At 44.3% G+C, this 19,455-nt stretch carries 22 protein-coding genes and 1 rRNA gene; 16 read left to right on the top strand and 7 right to left on the bottom strand.

What is annotated here, in order from left to right; all coding sequences use genetic code 11:
• Positions 1 to 114 precede the first annotated feature (114 nt).
• The 13 genes from coq7 (at position 115) to Q0K92_RS04115 (ending at position 11,221) form a co-directional block, all read left to right on the top strand.
• Positions 115 to 741, top strand: coding sequence for a 2-polyprenyl-3-methyl-6-methoxy-1,4-benzoquinone monooxygenase (gene coq7 / locus Q0K92_RS04175; RefSeq protein WP_297324546.1), 627 nt, complete (start codon positions 115 to 117; stop codon positions 739 to 741).
• 97 nt (positions 742 to 838) lie between these two features.
• The gene (locus Q0K92_RS04170) at positions 839 to 1,399 is read left to right on the top strand and encodes a YqgE/AlgH family protein (RefSeq protein ID WP_297324545.1); all 561 of its coding nucleotides are present in this window, start codon (positions 839 to 841) and stop codon (positions 1,397 to 1,399) included.
• A 21-nt stretch (positions 1,400 to 1,420) separates the two neighbouring features.
• The gene (ruvX, locus tag Q0K92_RS04165) at positions 1,421 to 1,906 is read left to right on the top strand and encodes a Holliday junction resolvase RuvX (RefSeq protein ID WP_297324544.1); all 486 of its coding nucleotides are present in this window, start codon (positions 1,421 to 1,423) and stop codon (positions 1,904 to 1,906) included.
• Positions 1,887 to 2,393, top strand: a complete 507-nt coding sequence (gene pyrR / locus Q0K92_RS04160) for a bifunctional pyr operon transcriptional regulator/uracil phosphoribosyltransferase PyrR (protein ID WP_297324543.1) — start codon at positions 1,887 to 1,889, stop codon at positions 2,391 to 2,393. The genes ruvX and pyrR overlap by 20 nt, the downstream gene beginning before the upstream one ends.
• The gene (locus tag Q0K92_RS04155) at positions 2,393 to 3,349 is read left to right on the top strand and encodes an aspartate carbamoyltransferase catalytic subunit (RefSeq protein WP_297324610.1); all 957 of its coding nucleotides are present in this window, start codon (positions 2,393 to 2,395) and stop codon (positions 3,347 to 3,349) included. The genes pyrR and Q0K92_RS04155 overlap by 1 nt, the downstream gene beginning before the upstream one ends.
• A 10-nt stretch (positions 3,350 to 3,359) precedes the next feature.
• Entirely contained in the window at positions 3,360 to 4,634 is a 1,275-nt protein-coding gene (locus Q0K92_RS04150; RefSeq protein WP_297324542.1) for a dihydroorotase, read from the top strand.
• 83 nt (positions 4,635 to 4,717) lie between these two features.
• The gene (locus Q0K92_RS04145; RefSeq protein WP_297324541.1) at positions 4,718 to 6,811 is read left to right on the top strand and encodes a M3 family metallopeptidase; all 2,094 of its coding nucleotides are present in this window, start codon (positions 4,718 to 4,720) and stop codon (positions 6,809 to 6,811) included.
• A 233-nt stretch (positions 6,812 to 7,044) separates the two neighbouring features.
• Complete coding sequence (locus tag Q0K92_RS04140) at positions 7,045 to 7,815, top strand: VacJ family lipoprotein (RefSeq protein WP_297324540.1); 771 nt, start codon at positions 7,045 to 7,047, stop codon at positions 7,813 to 7,815.
• A gap of 243 nt (positions 7,816 to 8,058) precedes the next feature.
• Positions 8,059 to 8,223 carry a rubredoxin gene (locus tag Q0K92_RS04135; protein WP_297324539.1) on the top strand — a complete coding sequence of 55 codons (165 nt, stop codon included), beginning with the start codon at positions 8,059 to 8,061 and terminating at the stop codon, positions 8,221 to 8,223.
• A 3-nt stretch (positions 8,224 to 8,226) separates the two neighbouring features.
• Positions 8,227 to 9,378: an FAD-dependent oxidoreductase gene (locus Q0K92_RS04130; RefSeq protein ID WP_297324538.1), complete on the top strand. Its 1,152-nt coding sequence runs from the start codon at positions 8,227 to 8,229 to the stop codon at positions 9,376 to 9,378.
• Positions 9,375 to 9,977, top strand: a complete 603-nt coding sequence (locus tag Q0K92_RS04125) for a septation protein A (RefSeq protein ID WP_297324537.1) — start codon at positions 9,375 to 9,377, stop codon at positions 9,975 to 9,977. The genes Q0K92_RS04130 and Q0K92_RS04125 overlap by 4 nt, the downstream gene beginning before the upstream one ends.
• Entirely contained in the window at positions 9,977 to 10,279 is a 303-nt protein-coding gene (locus tag Q0K92_RS04120) for a YciI family protein (RefSeq protein ID WP_297324609.1), read from the top strand. The genes Q0K92_RS04125 and Q0K92_RS04120 overlap by 1 nt, the downstream gene beginning before the upstream one ends.
• A gap of 147 nt (positions 10,280 to 10,426) precedes the next feature.
• Positions 10,427 to 11,221, top strand: coding sequence for a peptidylprolyl isomerase (locus tag Q0K92_RS04115; protein ID WP_297324536.1), 795 nt, complete (start codon positions 10,427 to 10,429; stop codon positions 11,219 to 11,221).
• A 41-nt stretch (positions 11,222 to 11,262) separates the two neighbouring features.
• Here the strand turns inward: Q0K92_RS04115 and alr are convergent, their stop codons facing one another.
• On the bottom strand, positions 11,263 to 12,342 hold the full coding sequence (gene alr / locus Q0K92_RS04110; RefSeq protein ID WP_297324535.1) for an alanine racemase: 1,080 nt from the start codon (positions 12,340 to 12,342) through the stop codon (positions 11,263 to 11,265).
• A 244-nt stretch (positions 12,343 to 12,586) separates the two neighbouring features.
• On the opposite strand from alr, the gene lplT reads away from it, so the two are divergent.
• On the top strand, positions 12,587 to 13,861 hold the full coding sequence (lplT, locus tag Q0K92_RS04105; RefSeq protein WP_297324534.1) for a lysophospholipid transporter LplT: 1,275 nt from the start codon (positions 12,587 to 12,589) through the stop codon (positions 13,859 to 13,861).
• A 42-nt stretch (positions 13,862 to 13,903) separates the two neighbouring features.
• Here lplT and Q0K92_RS04100 read toward each other — a convergent pair whose 3' ends face one another.
• The 6 genes from Q0K92_RS04100 to ispD form a co-directional block, all read right to left on the bottom strand.
• Complete coding sequence (locus Q0K92_RS04100; RefSeq protein WP_297324533.1) at positions 13,904 to 14,635, bottom strand: uracil-DNA glycosylase; 732 nt, start codon at positions 14,633 to 14,635, stop codon at positions 13,904 to 13,906.
• Positions 14,632 to 15,093 (bottom strand): ribosomal protein S18-alanine N-acetyltransferase, encoded by a 462-nt coding sequence (rimI, locus tag Q0K92_RS04095; protein WP_297324532.1) that lies wholly within the window; start codon positions 15,091 to 15,093, stop codon positions 14,632 to 14,634. The genes Q0K92_RS04100 and rimI overlap by 4 nt, the downstream gene beginning before the upstream one ends.
• Entirely contained in the window at positions 15,090 to 15,764 is a 675-nt protein-coding gene (gene tsaB / locus Q0K92_RS04090; protein WP_297324531.1) for a tRNA (adenosine(37)-N6)-threonylcarbamoyltransferase complex dimerization subunit type 1 TsaB, read from the bottom strand. The genes rimI and tsaB overlap by 4 nt, the downstream gene beginning before the upstream one ends.
• Positions 15,765 to 15,841: 77 nt before the next feature.
• The gene (gene thpR, locus Q0K92_RS04085) at positions 15,842 to 16,390 is read right to left on the bottom strand and encodes an RNA 2',3'-cyclic phosphodiesterase (RefSeq protein ID WP_297324530.1); all 549 of its coding nucleotides are present in this window, start codon (positions 16,388 to 16,390) and stop codon (positions 15,842 to 15,844) included.
• Positions 16,383 to 16,874 carry a 2-C-methyl-D-erythritol 2,4-cyclodiphosphate synthase gene (gene ispF / locus Q0K92_RS04080; RefSeq protein WP_297324608.1) on the bottom strand — a complete coding sequence of 164 codons (492 nt, stop codon included), beginning with the start codon at positions 16,872 to 16,874 and terminating at the stop codon, positions 16,383 to 16,385. Before ispF ends, thpR begins: the two co-directional genes overlap by 8 nt.
• Positions 16,875 to 16,879: 5 nt before the next feature.
• Positions 16,880 to 17,584, bottom strand: a complete 705-nt coding sequence (ispD, locus tag Q0K92_RS04075; RefSeq protein ID WP_297324607.1) for a 2-C-methyl-D-erythritol 4-phosphate cytidylyltransferase — start codon at positions 17,582 to 17,584, stop codon at positions 16,880 to 16,882.
• Positions 17,585 to 17,830: 246 nt separating this feature from the next.
• Between ispD and prfB the strand changes: the two genes are divergently transcribed.
• Both prfB and Q0K92_RS04065 read left to right on the top strand, forming a co-directional pair.
• A protein-coding gene (gene prfB / locus Q0K92_RS04070) for a peptide chain release factor 2 (protein WP_297324529.1) occupies positions 17,831 to 18,938 on the top strand; the annotation gives its coding sequence in 2 pieces (ribosomal slippage) (positions 17,831 to 17,911 and positions 17,913 to 18,938; 1,107 coding nt in all).
• A gap of 322 nt (positions 18,939 to 19,260) precedes the next feature.
• Positions 19,261 to 19,455: ribosomal RNA gene (locus tag Q0K92_RS04065) — 16S ribosomal RNA — on the top strand; the annotation flags it as partial.

The raw sequence follows: 19,455 nt of genomic DNA, 5'->3' as shown, positions 1-19,455 counted from the left end.
CAACACAGTATTTGGCAAAGCAGTAAGTAATCCTCTGTGTACTAAAGGGTGGCTGATTTTTTGAATATCAGTCTATAATGAGCGCCTATATTCATCATTCATTTTTAATAGATTATGGTTACTATCGACAAGCTTATCATTGGTTTTGATAGTGCTTTGCGTACTCTGCTGACGTCGGCGCAAACCTTACGACCTGTTCCGGGTAGCGAACTGCCCGAAGTTGAGCTGACTGATGCAGAAAAACGACTGTCCTGTGCGCTCATGCGTGTGAATCATGTCGGCGAAGTGTGCGCGCAAGCGCTGTATCAAGGGCAGGGGTTAACAGCGCGTAACGAAACCGTACAGCAAACATTGATGCAGGCTGCACGCGAAGAGACAGAACATCTGGCATGGACAGAGCGGCGTATTGCTGAGCTGAGCGGGCGTAAAAGCTTGCTGAATCCGCTGTGGTATGGCGGGTCTTTTGCCATAGGCGTAGTGGCAGGAATGTTGGGTGATAAATGGAATTTGGGGTTTCTTGCTGAAACAGAGCACCAAGTGGGTATGCATCTGGCAAGTCATTTGGAACGCTTGCCGAATAGGGATGAGAAAAGCCGTGCTATTGTCACGCAAATGAAAATTGATGAAGCCAGTCATGCGACCATGGCGCTGTCCTATGGCGGCGCCGAGTTGCCGCTGCCTGTAAAATTCACGATGAAGCTTGGGTCAAAGGTGATGACTCAAACAGCTTATTGGGTTTGATCATAATAAATAGCTTAAGAATTGTTAATTATCAACTGGTATCAAATAAGCAAGATAAAACAGTGATGCAATAAGTAAATGGAATACCGATTTCGCCATGAAAAATATTAATCTGACACATCATTTCCTGATTGCTATGCCGACAATGGCGGATTCTATATTTTCTAAGACATTGACGTATATTTGTGAGCACAATGAACAAGGCGCGATCGGTATCGTCATTAACCGGCCAACTGACCTTACTTTGGTTAATTTATTCAATCAATTAGGCATTCCGCAAGATAATTTTTCAGCACAGACAATTCCTGTGCTTTTTGGCGGGCCTGTGCAAATGGATTGCGGCTTTGTATTACATCATCCCATAGGCAAGTGGCAGTCAACGTTAGCGGTGAATCAGGAAGTGGGATTGACTACGTCGCTGGACATCTTAAAAGCCATTGCGAGTGCCGATGGGCCGGATCAAGTATTGATTGCCCTTGGCTATGCGGGTTGGGCCGCAGGTCAAATTGAGCACGAATTGGCTCAGAATGCATGGTTGACGGTGCCGGCTTCATCCGATGTGATATTTAACATGCCATCGGAAGAAAGGCTCTCAGCGGCAATGCAGTTACTGGGCATTCATGATGCCAACCTCTCCAATGAAGTTGGGCACGCATAATTATCATCACTATCATTGCCGATGGCAGAAATTCTTTCAGACGTGGATTCGGAACACCAGTCACTGGAGCGGCTCCCGCAAGGTACCGTACTGGCTTTTGATTTTGGCAAAAAACGCATTGGTGTGGCGATTGGCAATAATATGCTAGGCACGGCGCGTCCCTTGGTGACGATTGATGGCGAAGTGACGGAGCGATGTTTTGTTACAATTGCGCAATTGATTGAAACCTGGCAGCCAGTTTTGCTGGTGGTGGGGTTGCCGCTGCATAGCGATGGGACCGCGCATGAACTGACCCAGTTGAGCCGGCGTTTTGCGCGGCGTTTGACAGGGCGTTTCAACATCAGAGTGATATTGAAAGATGAGCGTTATACTAGTCAAACTGCCAGTGCTGCGTTACGTGAATCAGGTATTACCGGCAGAAAACAAAAAACAGTGCTGGATCAGGTAGCCGCACAACAGATACTACAATCATTTTTTGACGAACAGCATGCAATTACCAGACGCTGAAGCAGTATTCAAGGATCTCGTCCAAAAGATCCAAGCCGATGATTATAAGGGTTTTGCAATTATAGGTATCCGCACGGGAGGGGTTTGGCTGGCGGAGCGCTTGCATCAGGAACTGGCAATTACAGAACCGCTGGGTATATTGAGTGTATCTTTTTATCGGGATGATTTTGATAAAATTGGATTGCACTCGCAAGTCAAACCATCGGAAATACCCTTTGAAGTGGAAGGGGCGCGTATTTTGTTGGTCGATGATGTTGTGAATACGGGACGAACAATTCGTGCGGCGATTAATGAGTTATTTGATTACGGCCGTCCCGCTTGTATTAGGCTCGCTACGCTGGTTGACCGCGGTGGGCGGGAATTGCCGATTGCCGCACAATATACGGGCATTGAACTTCAGTTACCGGCAGACAAGATGCTGGAATTGAAGCGCGAAACGAGTGGAAAATTAAGCTTGAATTTGTATGACAAGAGCCTTGCGGAATGATGAATAGGAATCCGCAATTGAATGAGAATGGTGTGCTGCAGCATTTGCTGACGACGGAAGGATTGCCGGCATCTATTTTATTGCACATATTGGATACCGCCGAATCATTCGTTGGCGTTACCGAACGCGATGTTAAAAAAATTCCATTATTGCGTGGAAAATCGATATTCAATCTTTTCTTTGAACCCAGTACGCGTACACGAACGACCTTTGAAATTGCCGCTAAACGGTTGTCGGCCGATGTCATTAATCTCAATATTGCAGTTTCTGCACAATCCAAGGGCGAAGCGCTACTGGATACCGTCAATAATCTTTCCGCGATGAATGCAGATATGTTTGTGGTGCGGCATGCGCAGAGTGGCGCTGCTCATTTGATTGCAAGGCATGTGCGGTCAGATATTCATGTAATTAATGCCGGTGACGGCAGTCATGCACACCCAACGCAGGCATTGCTTGATATGTTCACGATCCGGCGTTACAAGCAGGATTTCCATAATTTGCGCGTTGCAATCATTGGCGACATTCTACATTCCAGAGTCGCGCGTTCTCAGATTCATGCGTTGACTACATTGGGAGTACCGGAAGTGCGTGTGATTGCACCTAAAACTTTGTTGCCAAAAATGGTAGAACGCTTGGGTGTACATGTCTATCATGATATGGCGAAAGGATTGAAGGATATTGATGTGTTGATGATGCTGCGCCTGCAGAATGAACGCATGCAAGGTGCGAATCTGCCTAGCCCGGAAGAATATTTTAAATACTATGGACTGACTCCGGAAAAGTTATCGCTTGCGCGGCGTGACGCCATTGTCATGCATCCTGGACCGATGAATCGGGGCGTGGAAATTGATTCTGCGGTTGCAGATGGTAAACAGTCGGTGATTTTGTCTCAGGTGACATTTGGTATCGCAGTACGCATGGCTGTGATGTCGATTCTGGCGGGTAATCAAGCTTAAGGTCGTCTGCATGAAAATTCATATTAAGAATGGGCGTTTGATTGATCCCAAGCATGGTGTTGATGCCGTTCAGGATATTTTTATTGCGAAGGGTAAAATCGTCGCCATAGGTGAAATTCCCAAGGAATTTCAGGCCAGTCGCGTCATTGATGCGCGCTCGTTAATCGTTTGCCCGGGTTTCGTTGATTTGTCAGTGCGCTTGCGCGAACCTGGTTTTGAATATAAAGCAACGCTGGAATCTGAGATGGGAGCGGCGGTTGCGGGTGGTGTAACGAGTTTTGCCTGTCCGCCGGATACGGATCCTCCATTGGATGAACCGGGGTTGGTCGAAATGCTGAAGCATCGTGCTAAAAGTCTTAATCAGGCACATGTTTATCCCATTGGTGCGCTTACTCAAGGATTAAACGGTGAGCGCCTGACTGAGATGGCGGAATTGAATGATGCCGGGTGTGTTGTGTTTGGTCAGTCGGATGGCTTATTATCCAACTTGCGCGTGTTGATGCAGGCAATGCGGTACGCTTCTACATTCGGTTTCAGCGTATGGTTACGGCCACAAGAAATCAGCTTGACCAGTGATGGCGTGGCGCATGATGGAGAAGTGGCAACTCGGCTGGGTTTGCCCACAGTTCCTGTGTGTGCTGAAACAATTGCTTTAGCCAATATTATTTTACTGACGAAAGAAACAGGCGTCAGAGTGCATTTGTGTCGGATTTCCAGTGCTGAAGGTCTGGCGATGGTTCGTGTCGCTAAGCAGCAGGGTTTGCCAATAAGTTGCGATGTGACGATCAATCATCTGCATCTGTCTGACATGGACATCGGTTTCTTCGATTCCAATTGTCATCTGATGCCGCCGTTGCGTGGTTTCAGTGACCGGGACGCGTTGCGGCAAGGTGTGCTGGATGGCACGATCGATGCGATTTGTTCAGATCATGCGCCGGTGGATGAAGATGCTAAATTGCTGCCGTTCGGTCAGTCCGAGATCGGTGCTACCGGTGTGGAATTATTGCTGCCGCTAACCTTAAAATGGGGGGTGGAAATGCGCCTGCCTTTGTTGAAAGTGTTGGCGAAGATTACATCGGACCCGGCACAAATACTGGGAATTGATGCAGGACATATCGCCGTCGGAAGTGCCGCGGATATCTGCATATTTGATCCTGACCATTATTGGAAGGTGACATCGACTGCCATTCTGAGTCAAGGTAAAAACACGCCCTTTATGGGTATGGAATTACCCGGTGGTATTAAATATACTTTGGTGAACGGCCAGATTGTTTACGAGCGCTGAGTCTGATGGTGTTTCACGGATTTCAACGGCCTGTCAATGCGCATTAGCACGACGCAAGTTTTTAACTGATTATTGGGAACAACATGTCAAACCCGTTACTTGATTTTTCCGGATTGCCCCGTTTTGCGGAAATAAAGAATGAACATATTTCACCAGCCATCGAGACCTTGTTGAAAGAAAATCGCACGGTGATCGAAAAAGTGCGGACTGATAATCAGGTGCCTACCTGGCAAATTTTTGTGCAGCCGATGGTGGATGCCAATGAACGTTTATCACGTGCTTGGGGGCAGGTATCGCATTTGAATGCAGTGATGAACAGTCCGCAACTTCGCGAGATCTATAATGCGAATCTTCCATTGATTACGCAGTTTTACGCTGAACTATCGCAGGATTTGGTATTGTTCGAAAAGTTTAAGCAATTGCGAGCAAGTGCGGAATTTGACCATTTGACTGCGGCGCGAAAAAAAATTATTGAAAATGAATTAAGGGATTTTCGTTTAGGTGGCGCGGAATTGCCGTCTGACAAAAAGCAACGATTCATGCAGATCCAGGAAGACCTGTCGAAATTATCATCAGAGTTTAATGATAACTTACTGGATGCCACGAATGCCTATGCATTATTTGTTGAAGATGCAGAAACCGTAGCAGGTATTCCGGACGATGTATTACAAACCGCTAAGGAACAGGCTGCAGCGGATTCCAAAACGGGATGGAAATTTACCTTGCATATGCCATCTTATCTTCCAATACTGCAGTATGCCGACAATCGCAATTTTCGCGAGCAAATGTACCGTGCTTATGCGACGCGTGCCAGTGAGTTAGATGGTCAGGCCGGACTAGATAAAGACAATATGCCGCTTATCAACAAGATACTGGCGCTACGCCAGGAAGCAGCGCAAATGCTGGGGTATGAGAATTATGCTGAAGTTTCGCTGGCAACGAAAATGGCGACTTCCCCGCAACAGGTTTTGGATTTTCTAAGGAAATTAGCCGCCAAAGCAAAACCGTACGCTGAACGAGATCTGAAAGCACTGCAGCAATTTGCAGCAGAGAAGCTGAATCTGCCGAAGCTTGAAGCTTGGGACTTGGCCTATGTGAGTGAGAAATTGCGCGAAGAGCGCTATGCTTTCTCAGATCAGAAAGTTAAGCAATATTTCCCGGAAGATAAGGTATTGGCGGGCATGTTCAAGTTAGTGGAAAAGCTGTACGGTATACATATTGTGCCAGCGATAGCTGCACGCAATGTTCAGTGCTGGCATCCTGATGTGAAATTTTTTGATATTAACGATGCGAAAGGTCAATTAATCGGTCAATTTTATCTTGATCTCTATGCACGGCCTACCAAGCGGGGCGGCGCATGGATGGATGATGCGATTACACGTCGTCGAATCAACAATGCACAAGCAGGAAATCACGATATACAAATACCGGTCGCATATCTCACGTGTAATTTCTCGGCGCCTGTGACTATCAATAACCAACATCGTCCGGCTTTATTCACCCATAATGAAGTGATCGTGCTGTTTCATGAATTCGGCCATGGCTTGCATCATTTGCTGACACAAGTGGAAGATTTGGGCGTATCGGGTATTAACGGGGTTGAATGGGATGCAGTGGAATTGCCCAGTCAGTTTATGGAGAATTTTTGTTGGGAATGGGATGTGCTAACCGGAATGACGCAGCATGTCGATACCGGCGAATCGCTGCCGAGAACTTTATTCGATAAGATGATCAAAGCCAAGAACTTTCAAAGTGGATTGCAGATGTTGCGGCAGATAGAATTTGCACTTTTTGATATGCATATCCACTTTGATTTTAAACCAAGTGGTGACCAGACGGTGCTACAACTGCTGGATGATATTCGCAAAGCGGTCGCGGTCATCATTCCGCCGGATTTTAATCGCTTTCCTAATAGTTTTGCACATATTTTTGCTGGGGGGTATGCTGCGGGTTATTACAGCTATAAGTGGGCGGAAGTACTCTCGGCAGATGCTTATAGTATGTTTGAAGAGACTGCTTCGGATGGTGTAGTCAATGCTGCAACCGGTTCACGTTTTCTTGAAGAGATCCTTGCGATGGGCGGAAGCCGTTCAGCATTGGAATCATTTATGGCATTTCGCGGCCGTGAACCGGAACTGGATGCATTGTTGCGTCATAATGGGATGGAAACAGCATAATCGTTAAACTACATTATTTTCTCATTGAATAAATATAATGTTATGAAGTGCTATGGGAAACTTTCCGTATATCAGAGACTTGGTAGTTGATTTAATGAAAACTTTTTGGTTTTTGCATGTGGTGTCTCGACTGAAAGTTGATTCAAACGAATCACACTTAGCGGCAAGGCGTATTGAACCAATTGTGTAAATGTGGCAAGATCGACCGAATTTTTACTAAAATAAATAAGAGCATGATGAATACTATCCGTTCCAAAGTTGTTGCTATTCTGGTATTTGGTTTATTTTTAACGGGCTGCGCTGCAACCAAAACGAATAACCAGAATGGTCCTTATGATCCTCTGGAGCCCATGAACCGCGCCGTTTTTAATTTTAATGAAATGGTGTATGACAATGTATTGGATCCGGTTGCCAGAGGGTATAAGCGAGTTACTCCAGATCCTATCGAACTGGTGGTTGGAAACTTTTTCTCCAATCTGAACGACGTGGTGGTGGCCACTAATTCTGTGCTGCAATTAAATTATGAGAGCGCACTTGTCAGCAGTACACGGGTATTGATCAATACCACTTTTGGTATATTCGGCTTGATTGATATTGCCAGTGATATCAGTGCAGCAAGCGATGTTAATCTTAATAAACGCAACGAGGACTTCGGTCAAACATTGGGACGTTATGGTGTTGCCAGTGGACCGTATATTGTGCTGCCTTTCTTGGGACCAAGTTCTGTACGCGATACATTCGGAATCGCTGTTGATAGTTTCTTTATGGATCCTGTCACACAGGGGGTAACAGGGGTTTTTATGAAAGATGTGGATTATCTGAATACGGTGGCATTACGTTTACCCGTTGCAACAGCGAGAACTATCAATGCACGTGCACAGTTTCTTGATGACGATAAAACGCTTGAAGAGGCCGCACTGGATAAATATGAATTCATGCGTGACGCCTATTTGCAAAGACGTACCAGCTTGATCAACAACACAGCTACAGTGGAAAATAAATAATAAAAGTGGAAGGTATACTTTGCTTTTATGTTGCTACTGTTTTGTGAGTGATTGCTTATCCTATTTACATTGATTACATGACCGCACTTCGGAAAGTTAAATTTTTCCATATATTATTTCTGATGAAGAGCTATTCAGCACTACACCGCTATTGAATAATAAATAGGCACATTGATTGACGGAAAGTTTCTCTAAATTAATGTGCCTATTTTTTATACAGTTCTGTAAATAAAGTTTAAAGAAATGAAGAAATTTCAATGCAATATATGCGGATTTATTTATGATGAAGCAGTGGGTGATCCCGAGCATGGTGTAAAAGCCGGGACACGTTGGGAAGATATTCCCGAGAACTGGTCTTGTCCTGAGTGTGGCGTGGATAAAGCGGATTTTGAAATGGTGGAGATCTGAGTAATGGGTAATCCGGTAGTTATTGTGGGGAGTGGTCTGGCTGGTTATGCTGTGGCGCGTGAGTTACGAAAACTTAATACAGATATTCCGGTAACGATGATATCTGCCGATCACGGTGGTTTTTATTCCAAGCCGATGTTATCGAATGCCTTGTCATTCGGTAAGACTCCCGCATCTATTTTAAATAGTGATGCTGTTCAAATGGCGTCACAATTGAAGATTTCCATTCGCCCTCATTGTCGTGTCACTACCATTGATCAATCGCAAAGCGCCGTGATTTTGGCCGATGGTGAGAAAATATTCTATGGTCAACTGGTTCTGGCATTAGGCGCGGATCAGGTGCGGTTGCCGTTGCAGGGAGATGGCGTAGCAAAAATATTAACCGTGAATGACCTGGATGATTATCAAAATTTCCGTGAAGCGTTGATTGGTAAGAAACGAGTCAGTATTATCGGCGCTGGTTTAATCGGTTGTGAATTTGCAAACGACTTGGCGGCATCGGGATATCAGGTAGATGTCATTGATATCAGCACACAACCGCTAGGGAGGTTGTTGCCACCGGCAAGTGGTGCATTTATACAGCAGAAATTGGCAGCGGCCGGTGTGGTTTTTCACTTAAATGCGACAACTCAGACGGTTGATCAGGTTGAAGACCGACTACGTTTAACACTCACCAGTGGTGAGTCAATCGATTCTGATCTGGTACTTTCATCAGTGGGGCTACGTCCTCGTACGCAACTCGCTGAAGCAGCGGGTATTCCAGTTAATCGTGGCATTGTGGTGAATCGCTTATTACAAACTCGGTTTGCTAATATTTATGCTTTGGGCGATTGTGCAGAAGTCGAAAGTAAAGTGTTACCTTTTGTGATGCCGATTACACACGCAGCGCGGGCTTTAGCTGCAACACTTGCAGGTAATCCAACATCTGTTCACTATCCGGCAATGCCGGTCATGGTGAAAACACCGGCGTGCCCAACAGTCGTTTCACCGCCTGATTTTAGTGTGCAGGGCGAATGGCAGGTTGAGGCTGATACCGATGGCGTAAAAGCATTGTATCGGGATGAGACCGGTAATTTACTGGGGTATGCATTATTGGGTGCCGCAACCAAGGAAAAAAATAATCTTACAAGCCAATTACCGGCAGTATTGGTATGAAGTTTCTATTCGATTTGTTTCCCGTCATTTTGTTTTTCGTAGCTTTCAAGGTTTACGATATTTTTGTCGCGACTGCAGTTGCGATAGCGGCGGCTATTGTACAAATTGGCTGGCTTTGGTTCCGGCATCGCCACGTCGATAAAATGATGTGGTCAAATTTGGCTATCATTGTCATTTTTGGTGGTGCTACATTAGTATCTCAGGATGAAACATTTATTAAATGGAAACCGACAGTGCTGTATTGGCTGATTGCAACTGCTTTACTGGTATCCAATCTGATTTTCAGAAAAAATCTGATTCAAGCGATGCTGGAAAAACAGATGGTATTGCCATCAATCGTCTGGAATAAACTGAATTTGAGCTGGATAGGATTTTTTCTATCAATGGGTTGTATTAATCTTTATGTTGCATTTGGTTTCTCAGTAGATACTTGGGTTACGTTTAAATTATTTGGAGCGACTGGTTTGATGCTTGTTTTCATCATAGTGCAAGTAATGATGCTAGGAAAATATCTAAAAGATACACCGCAAATATTAGCAGTCAGCGAGCAGGGTAATGCAACGGAAAAGAACGAAAATAAAGTGAGTAAAGAGCAATGATGTTATACGCTATCCATGGTGAAGATGTTCCGAACAGTTTGGAAAAAAGAATGGCGGTTCGTCCGGAGCACTTAAAAAGAATTCAAGCGTTGCAAGCGGCAGGGCGTTTAATTTTAGCCGGACCGTATCCTGCGATCGATAATCAGGATCCGGGGTCAGCGGGTTTTTCAGGAAGCTTGATTGTGGCAGAGTTTGAATCCTTAGAAGCTGCACAAGCCTGGGCTGACGCTGATCCCTATAAGCATGCAGGTGTTTATCAAAAAGTGACCATTAAACCTTTTAAAAAGGTATTGCCTGCATAAGCGCTTGTACACTTTACTCTCCCAATTGCTTCAAGAGCAATGAAAATACGTAAGGATTCACGTCCATCAAGTTAAGGCGTATACTTTCTCAAGGCAATTATATTCATCAGAATATAAATTTTATCCAAATCACGATAAGGAAATTCCATGCGTTTGACGAAATTTTCACAAGTAATGACAGTTAGTATTTTGGGCTTGCTTACGCTATCAGTTCAAGCCCAGTCAACAGGAGTAGTGGCTAAGGTGAATGGTGTAGCAATTCCGCAATCGCGTCTGGAATTAATGGTGAAAGCAAGTGTTGCACAAGGTCAGCCAGATGGTCCGGAAATGAGAAAAGCGTTGCGTGAAAATCTGATTGCTGAGGAGATTCTTGCGCAAGAAGCAATGAAAAAGAAACTGGATAAAGATCCGGAAGTTATTGCACAGCTTGAAGTATCCCGGCAAGCAGTATTGGTAAGAGCATTCCAGGCTGATTACATCAAACATAATGCGGTGAGTGACGATACGTTGCGCAAAGAATATGAGATGCTGAAAGTGCAGATGGGCGATAAAGAATATAAAGCACGACATATTCTGGTGGACAGTGAAAGTGCGGCGCGCGATATCATTGCTAACCTTAAGAAAGGCGGTAATTTTGCCAAAATCGCTGCAGAGAAGTCCATCGATGACGGTAGCAAGGAAAATGGCGGTGAACTGAATTGGAGCCCGCCAGCGGCCTATGTTCGGCCTTTTTCCGAAGCGCTGGTAAAGTTATCGAAAGGTGGGTTGACAGAACAACCGGTACAAACTTCTTTTGGTTGGCACGTGATTCAATTAATGGATACGCGTCCGATGGAAGTTCCACCATTTGAAGAAGTAAAACAGAATATACAGCAACGTGTATTACAGCGAGAATTTGCAACAGTTGTGCAAGATTTACGTGGTAAAGCAAAAGTGGAATAGTATTTCTGGATTGTCGGGCTACCACGGGTAGATTGGGTTCTTTAATAACTAGCGCACAATTTATCTACTCGTGGTGCTAACGCGCAAAGCAGCTCATAGCTGGTTGTGCCCGCCCGATGAGCGACTTCATCAACCGATACCCCTGCTCCCCAAAGAATAACCGGGCTGTTTAGTCCGGCGTTCTCAATTTCAGTTAAGTCTACAGCCAGCATATCCATAGATACTCGACCCAATAAGCGGCTACGCTGATTGTTTACCAGTACCGGTGTGTTTGTCGGTGCATGGCGTGGGTATCCATCGGCATAGCCGCACGCCACAATTCCGATACGCATTGGGCGGTCAGCTTGGAATAGGCCGTGATAGCCTACTTTGTCTCCATATTTTAGATTGTGTATTGCGATGATCCGGCTGGACAGTGTCATAACAGGCCGCAAGTTGAGATCTGATGCGGTTTGATCAGAAAAGGGGGAAGCGCCATATAACATGATGCCAGGGCGTACCCAATCGGCATGTGTGTTAGGATAACGTATGATGGCCGCTGAATTTGCAAGTGAGCGTGGATGGTTGTATTCCTTGGTAGTCAGTTCAAAACACCGGAGCTGTCGCAACACACTTTCTTCTTCTGAAGACTCATCGGCGCAGGCAAAATGCGTCATCAATGTAATATTGTGTGCATATCGATTTTCTTTGAGTTGCCGCATTGTTCCGGGAAATTGTTCAGGTGCCAGTCCTAAGCGATTCATGCCGGTATTGATTTTTATAAATAAATCCAATTTCTGATGCTTGGAATCTAATAGCATAGCGACTTGTTCACTATGGTGAATGACTGCGCTTAATTGATACTGTTCAAACAGCACCAATTCTTGTGTAGAAAAAAAACCTTCCAACAGCAGGATGGGCTGCTGATAACCGGCATCGCGTAGAGAGATTGCAGCACCCAGTTCCAGCAGTGCAAATCCATCAACATCTTTTAAAGCGCTAGCGGTATGCAGTAGCCCATGGCCATAAGCGTCGGCTTTGATGACGGCCATAATGCGCGAGTGTGGCGCATATTGGCGTACTATGGTCAGATTGTGTGCTAAAGCAGAAAGGTCTATTGAAGCTTTGATGGGGCGCGGCATTGATATTGTGTCCAGAATGAGCAGCAGTGAATATATTCTTTCGCAGGGTTTTTATAATAATCTAATTGGGTGTGCTGAATTCAACTTTCAGATAATGACATGCTAATAACCGACATAATATGATAATCTCGCGCTCTCAATGAATAGAATATGAAAAACGATGTGTGACATTGTTTAAATAGCTTTTAGAACAAATGAATGACAAAAATTAATTCTTTAAAACTTACCCCTACAAGGAAATAGCTTGGAACGCGGTTTTTATACCATTATGGCAGCGCAGTTTTTCTCTTCTCTGGCAGATAATGCGTTGCTGGTTGTGGCGATTGCGCTGTTGATTGATTTGCATGCTCCCGCCTACTTAACACCCATGTTGAAGTTTGTTTTTGTATTGTTTTACGTCATTCTCGCTCCCTTCGTTGGTGCATTTGCTGATTCTATGCCGAAAGGGCGCGTCATGTTTGTCAGCAATACCATTAAAATTGTAGGCTGTGGCTTATTATTTATTGCCATGCACCAATATTTTGCATTGGCTGCTTATGCCGTTGTGGGGTTAGGCGCAGCAGCTTATTCACCCGCTAAATATGGCATATTGACCGAATTATTGCCAGCCGAGAAATTGGTGATTGCCAATGGATGGATCGAAGGATTGACGGTGGCATCCATCGTGTTGGGTACTGTTTTGGGCGGTATTCTGATTACTCCCGCTGTCGCAAGTATTTTGTTGGGATTTGATTTTCCGCTCATTGACACGGGAATAGACAGCGCATTGGAGAGTGGCATTTTTTTGATAGCTATCATTTATGCGATTGCGGCGCTATTTAACTTGTATATTCCCAATACCGGTGTTGACCATCGCATTCCTAAGAAGAATCCTTTTTATCTGATTCATGAGTTTAGTCATTGCATAAAATTATTATGGTCGGACAAACTCGGGCAGATTTCGCTTGCAGTCACGACACTGTTCTGGGGGGCGGGAGCTACGCTACAGTTTATTGTCCTGAAATGGGCCGAAGTGGCAATGAACTATCCACTCAATCAAGCTGCTCAGCTACAAGGTGTGGTTGCTGTGGGCATTGCCGTGGGTGCTGTCATGGCAGCGCGATGGGTGTCGTTGAAGCAATCGGTAAAAGTTATTCCGCTGGGCATTGCAATGGGTATTGTCGTGATGGCGATGGTTTTCGTAAAGGATTTGTGGATCGCAATTATTTTGTTGATGCTCATTGGTGGATTAGCCGGATTCTTTGTCGTGCCAATGAATGCATTGTTACAACACCGGGGACATATTTTGATGGGAGCCGGACATTCCATCGCAGTGCAAAATTTCAATGAGAATTTGAGCATTTTGGCGATGCTGTCAGTGTATGCGGTATTGATATTATTTGAAGTGCATATTTACGTTGTCATTGTCGCTTTTGGATTATTTGTATCGATTATGATGACGTTGATTAGAAAGTGGCATTTGTTGAATCAGAGTAAAGCCGATTCGTTGCATTTGATTGGTGCAGAGAAGAAGCACTGATTTTAATGGAATAAAGCTTTACAGTTGCGTGGAATAAGTGGTTTATTGGATGGATTGCATTGTTGATCGGGCGAAACATAAATCTTTCCAGGCCTTGGCTTTCTCCGGGAGCGCGCGTAACAAGTAGGCCGGATGGTAAGTGACGATCAAGGGTATACCGGAATAATCATGTACCTTTCCACGCAAGCTGGAGATGCTGTCTTCACAGCCAAGCAGATTCTGTGCGGCAACTTTTCCCAATGCAATGATAAGCTTAGGTTTTATTAATTCAATCTGCCGAGTCAGGTACGGTTCGCACCGACGAGCCTCGGCTAAACTGGGATTCCTGTTATTGGGCGGGCGGCATTTTACAATATTCGCGATATAAACTTGATGGTCGCGTTTTAAGCCGATAGCCGCCAACATTTGATCAAGCAGTTTGCCAGCCTGCCCTACAAAGGGCTCTCCTGTTGCATCTTCTCGTGCGCCGGGACCTTCACCTACAAAGAGCCAATCAGCATTTTCGTCACCAACGCCAAATACTGTTTGCGTGCGTGCCTGGCTTAAAGGGCAGGCAGTGCAATGAGATACCGATAATTTGAGTTGCTCCCAATTCATCTGTTGGATTTCCTGGGGCCGCTGCAAATCTTTTGCAGGATCAGGTGAAGCTGCCAAGTTATTGATCTCAATCGATTGAGATTCCAGTATCTTATTGGGCATGAGCGCGGCTGATTTTAAATGCCACATGGGTGTAAGACCTAATTCTTTGAGTATTTGCTTACGCCGGGTGTTCATAGCATCAGTTGCATGACCAGCGCGTCTTCGCGTCCACACATGGCAGGATAATAGCCTTTGCGTGTGGCAATGTGTTGGAAACCCATTTGTTGATAGAGTTGTGCGGCACCGTGATTGGATTCCCGTACATCCAGGAACATCGATTTTGCATTTTCATCTTTGGCATAGTGAATGAAATGTTGCAGGAGTTTCTTCCCCCAGCCTTTTTTCTGCCAGTTTGCGGCAATACCCAGCGTGAGAACATGCGCTTCTTCGGGGCTCATCATCATGATGCCGTAACCCATCAGCGTATCGGTTTGTTGCAGAACCTGACAGACATAACCCGCCTCGATTGAATCCGCAAAATTTCCCAGTGACCATGGAAAAAGAAAAATTTCTCGTTCGATGAGAATGACACGATTCAGATCCGCTGGTTGCATATTTCTGATCTCAACCATTTGTTGTTCCGTGGTATTCATCGCTCACTTTCCTTTAAGGCCACTTTATTGCGTATATATATGGGAGCTGCGTTTGCTGGATCGGCAGCGGATCCATCAGTAAATTTGGGTAGCGCAAGTTGTGCTATTTCCCCAGCCTGGGGATGGAATCCATAATGAATCTGTTCGAGGTTGTTATTATAAATCAATGCCAGTTCTTTGCTATATACCTCAAAACCACTACCGCATCCATTCCATTCATTGCCTGCTATCGCGGGTGAATGTTGCGGTGAACAGAGTATGGGGGGGCTAATGATTTCCCAGGTGTGGCTTGTTAATTGTTGATAGGCCGCATGATAAATTTCGCCCATACGAGCATCGAGTGCCACAATGACTTTTTGTTTCCTGATTTTTTGTGCAACTGCTGTCAGCGTGCTAATGCCAACAACAGGTAGAGTGACCGCATACGCTAAACCTTGGGCGACTCCACATGCTATGCGCAAACCAGTAAAAGAACCTGGGCCTGCACCAAAAGCGATGCCATCGATTTGACGCAATGTTAATTCAGCTTCCGCCAATATCTCTTGAACCATAGGCAAAAGAATTTCAGAATGACGACGCTCAGCAAGAATTTCCTTATTGAGAATCTTGCCATCCAGATAAAGTGCGACTGAACAATATTCAGTAGAGGTTTCGAGGGCGAGAATTTTCAAGATGATTAAGTGCTATGGGTTGTCGATGTTTTGTAATCAGGGTTACAGATTAAGAGATGTTGTTCATTCATATCAATTTATCGCAAATGCCATTGACTCAGCGGAATGTACTCAACACCGCTATGCGTTTGTTTGGACTGAATGAGAAACCACTCATTGACATGCCAGACAAGGGGAATATCCAGGTTGGTTTTTGTGCAATGAGTTGCCTTCCGAATTAGCGTAACATGGGGCTTATAGGCGCGCGTATCAATTTGGAATCCAGCTTCTGATAATGCGTTCCTTAATGTATCAACAAGGGTAAACAGCGCTACAGGGAATTGTTTTGTCTGACTATAAACAATTTGATTGTGTTTCCAATAGCAAATTTCCTCCAATTTAAATTCAAATTTTTCTGCAGAAATATTTTTCATGGCTTGCTGAAGTATCTCAAGCTGGTGAATAGCTATATTTCCTAAAAATAGCAAAGTGAGATGAATCTGTTGCATTTTGACTGCGCTGCCACCGCAAATGGATTCTAATTGTTCTGCTTGATGAGCTAATTGTGCTTGCACAGATTTGTCTGGAAAAATAGCAAAAAATACTCGAATCGGTTTTGTATTGGAATGGGTGTGTTTTTTAATCAATCTCACTTCCCGGCGTACGATCAACTAAACATACAGCTTCTGCCGCAATACCTTCTTTGCGACCAATTGCACCCAGATGCTCAGCCGTTTTGGCCTTAATGTTGATATTGTTCGGGTGGGTTTTTAAATCATGCGCGATATTTGCAATCATGGCAGGGATATGGGGGGCCATTTTGGGGGCTTGCGCAATAATGGTTGCATCAATATTAACAATTCGATATTGATTGCTTTCCAATAAGCTGTATACATTGCGCAATAACAGGCGACTATCAATATTTTTGTAGCGCGGGTCAGAATCTGAAAAATGTTGACCAATATCTCCCAATGCGGCGGCACCTAGCAATGCGTCACAAATTGCATGCAATAACACATCGGCATCGGAATGACCGAGTAATCCCATGTCGTAAGGGATAGTTACGCCGCCAATAATGAGTAGGCGGCCTTCAGCTAATTGATGTACATCGAAACCTTGTCCAATTCTCATGGTATTCACAAATTATTCCTTTCTTGTAGTATTAATTCGGCTAAAGCCAGATCTTGAGGGTAGGTTACTTTAAAATTGTAAGCATCGCTGAGTACAAGTCGGGGGTGTAGTCCTAAGGCTTCGATTGCACTGGCATCATCCGTGATATTTGCGTTAGCTGCATTATGAAGTGCTTGAGTGAGTAAGTCATAACGGAACATTTGCGGAGTTTGTGCTTGCCATAAACTTTCTCTCGATTCGGTTTGTATTATCCGATGACTAGCATTACTGCGTTTTAATGTATCGGCGACTGGTACGGCCAGTAATCCACCCACTTCGTCTTCAGCTAATTCTTTGATTAGATTTTCCAGCTGGATTGAAGTTAAACAAGGTCGTGCGGCATCGTGTACTAATATCCAGTCATTGGATTGAACCAGATCTTTTTGTTTTGCTGCAATGAGGCCGTTGAGCACACTTTCTGCCCGAGTTATGCCGCCACAGTTTAGTACGGTTAGTTTTTCTGAGAATTGTGACCAGTCGTATTTAAACCATTCAAGATCACCAGGTGCAAGTATGACAAGAATCCTTGTAATGAGCCGACTCTGCCATAGCGTATTTATGGCATGATAAATCATGGGCTTATTATTCAGTGATAGATATTGCTTAGGAAGCTCATGGCCCATGCGGGAACCTGAGCCTGCCGCTGGAATTAATGCAATAAACTTTGACATCATTGAGTTTTCGAAAGAATGGATTAATAAAACTAACCGGCTTATGAAAAATGTACGAACCTTCAGTTGCACTTGCAAACGATTATAATTTTTTTGCTGATCTATAGTTTGAGAATGTTGTGTTATCCGTTTAAAAAATTGTATCTGTTGTAGCGGAGAAAGATGGTTTGCGGGAATTAATGGCAGATACTCAAGATTTGGTGCGCTAATAGGTATAATTAAAGAATTAAATTTTAGGTGAAAATTATGGAAGCAGAACAAATCAATTCAATCGCTAATCATCTTCAAGATCTGGAAAATCGAGCCAATGAATTACGGAGGTTTCTTTGACTTCGATACTAAACAGACTCGATTGAGTGAGCTAACTCGGTTGCTTGAGGATCCAGCTATTTGGAATGACAGTAAACGCACTCAGGAAATAGGCCGTGAGAAAAAGCTATTGGAAGATACGGTTGTCACATTGGAGACAATGGAGCATCAGTTAAATGATGCCCAAGAGTTGTTTCAAATAGCGAAGGATGAATCAGACGATGCAACTCTTTCCAGTATTGCTGACGATGTCGGGAATGTGGAAAAAGTGATAGCTGACCTGGAGTTTCGGCGCATGTTTTCTGATCCTATGGATCCGAATAATTGTTTTGTGGATATTCAGTCGGGCTCTGGAGGAACCGAAGCACAAGATTGGGCAGCGATGCTTGAGCGGATGTATTTACGCTATTGTGAGCGACAAGGATTCAATGTCGAAGTTTTAGAGGAGTCGCCGGGTGATATTGCCGGTATTAAAAATGCTACCTTAAAGGTGTCTGGTGAATATGCTTACGGATATTTGCGTACCGAGACCGGCGTTCATCGTCTGGTCAGGAAATCGCCATTTGATTCCGGTAATCGTCGACACACATCGTTTGCGAGTGTATTTGTTTACCCGGAAGTGGATGATACGATAGAAATTGAAATTAATCCGGCAGATTTAAGAATCGATACTTTTAGAGCCTCAGGAGCAGGTGGGCAGCATATTAATAAAACAGATTCCGCAATTCGTATTACACATAACCCCACGGGGATAGTAGTGCAGTGTCAAAGTGGGCGATCACAGCATCGCAATAAAGCAGATGCACTCGCAATGCTAAGGTCAAGGTTATATGAGGCTGAACTTCGTAAGCAGAATGATGAAAAGCAAGCCATTGAAGAGACTAAAACAGATATCGGTTGGGGGCATCAAATTCGATCCTATGTACTGGATCAATCGCGCATCAAAGATCTGCGAACAAATTTAGAGATTGGGAACACGCAAAGTGTTTTAGATGGAGATCTAAATCATTTTATCGAAGCAAGTCTTAAGCAAGGCGTCAGATGAAATATAAAAGAGGAACGACTGAATGGTTGAATTTACAAAGGCTTATGGCACTTGTAGATTCATTATAATTTTTATATAAAGATTAAGTATAAAAACATCTTGACCAGCAAGATAGAGTCTGTATAATTCCGCTTCTCGCTGCTTAGCAACACATTAGTAAGTAGCGACGCTCTTTAAAAAAATACAATCGATAGGTGTGAGTACTTAATAGAAAATTTGGAGTGTAAGAGCTCTAAAAAAAGTAATTTGGTATTCGCAAGATAGGTAGATATTGGTTTATTAATCAACATCAAGAAACGTCAAGCGAGAGTAAAACAGAATTAAACTTAAGAGTTTGATCCTGGCTCAGATTGAACGCTGGCGGCATGCTTTACACATGCAAGTCGAACGGCAGCACGAGTGCTTGCACTTGGTGGCGAGTGGCGAACGGGTGAGTAATGCATCGGAACGTGTCCTAAAGTGGGGGATAACGCATCGAAAGATGTGCTAATACCGCATATTCTCTGAGGAGGAAAGT

This window comes from Nitrosomonas sp., assembly GCF_024282095.1.
In the GTDB taxonomy this organism is placed as follows: domain Bacteria; phylum Pseudomonadota; class Gammaproteobacteria; order Burkholderiales; family Nitrosomonadaceae; genus Nitrosomonas.
Note: the sequence above shows the minus strand (reverse complement) of the source record. Positions and strands in the feature narration are given on the sequence as shown.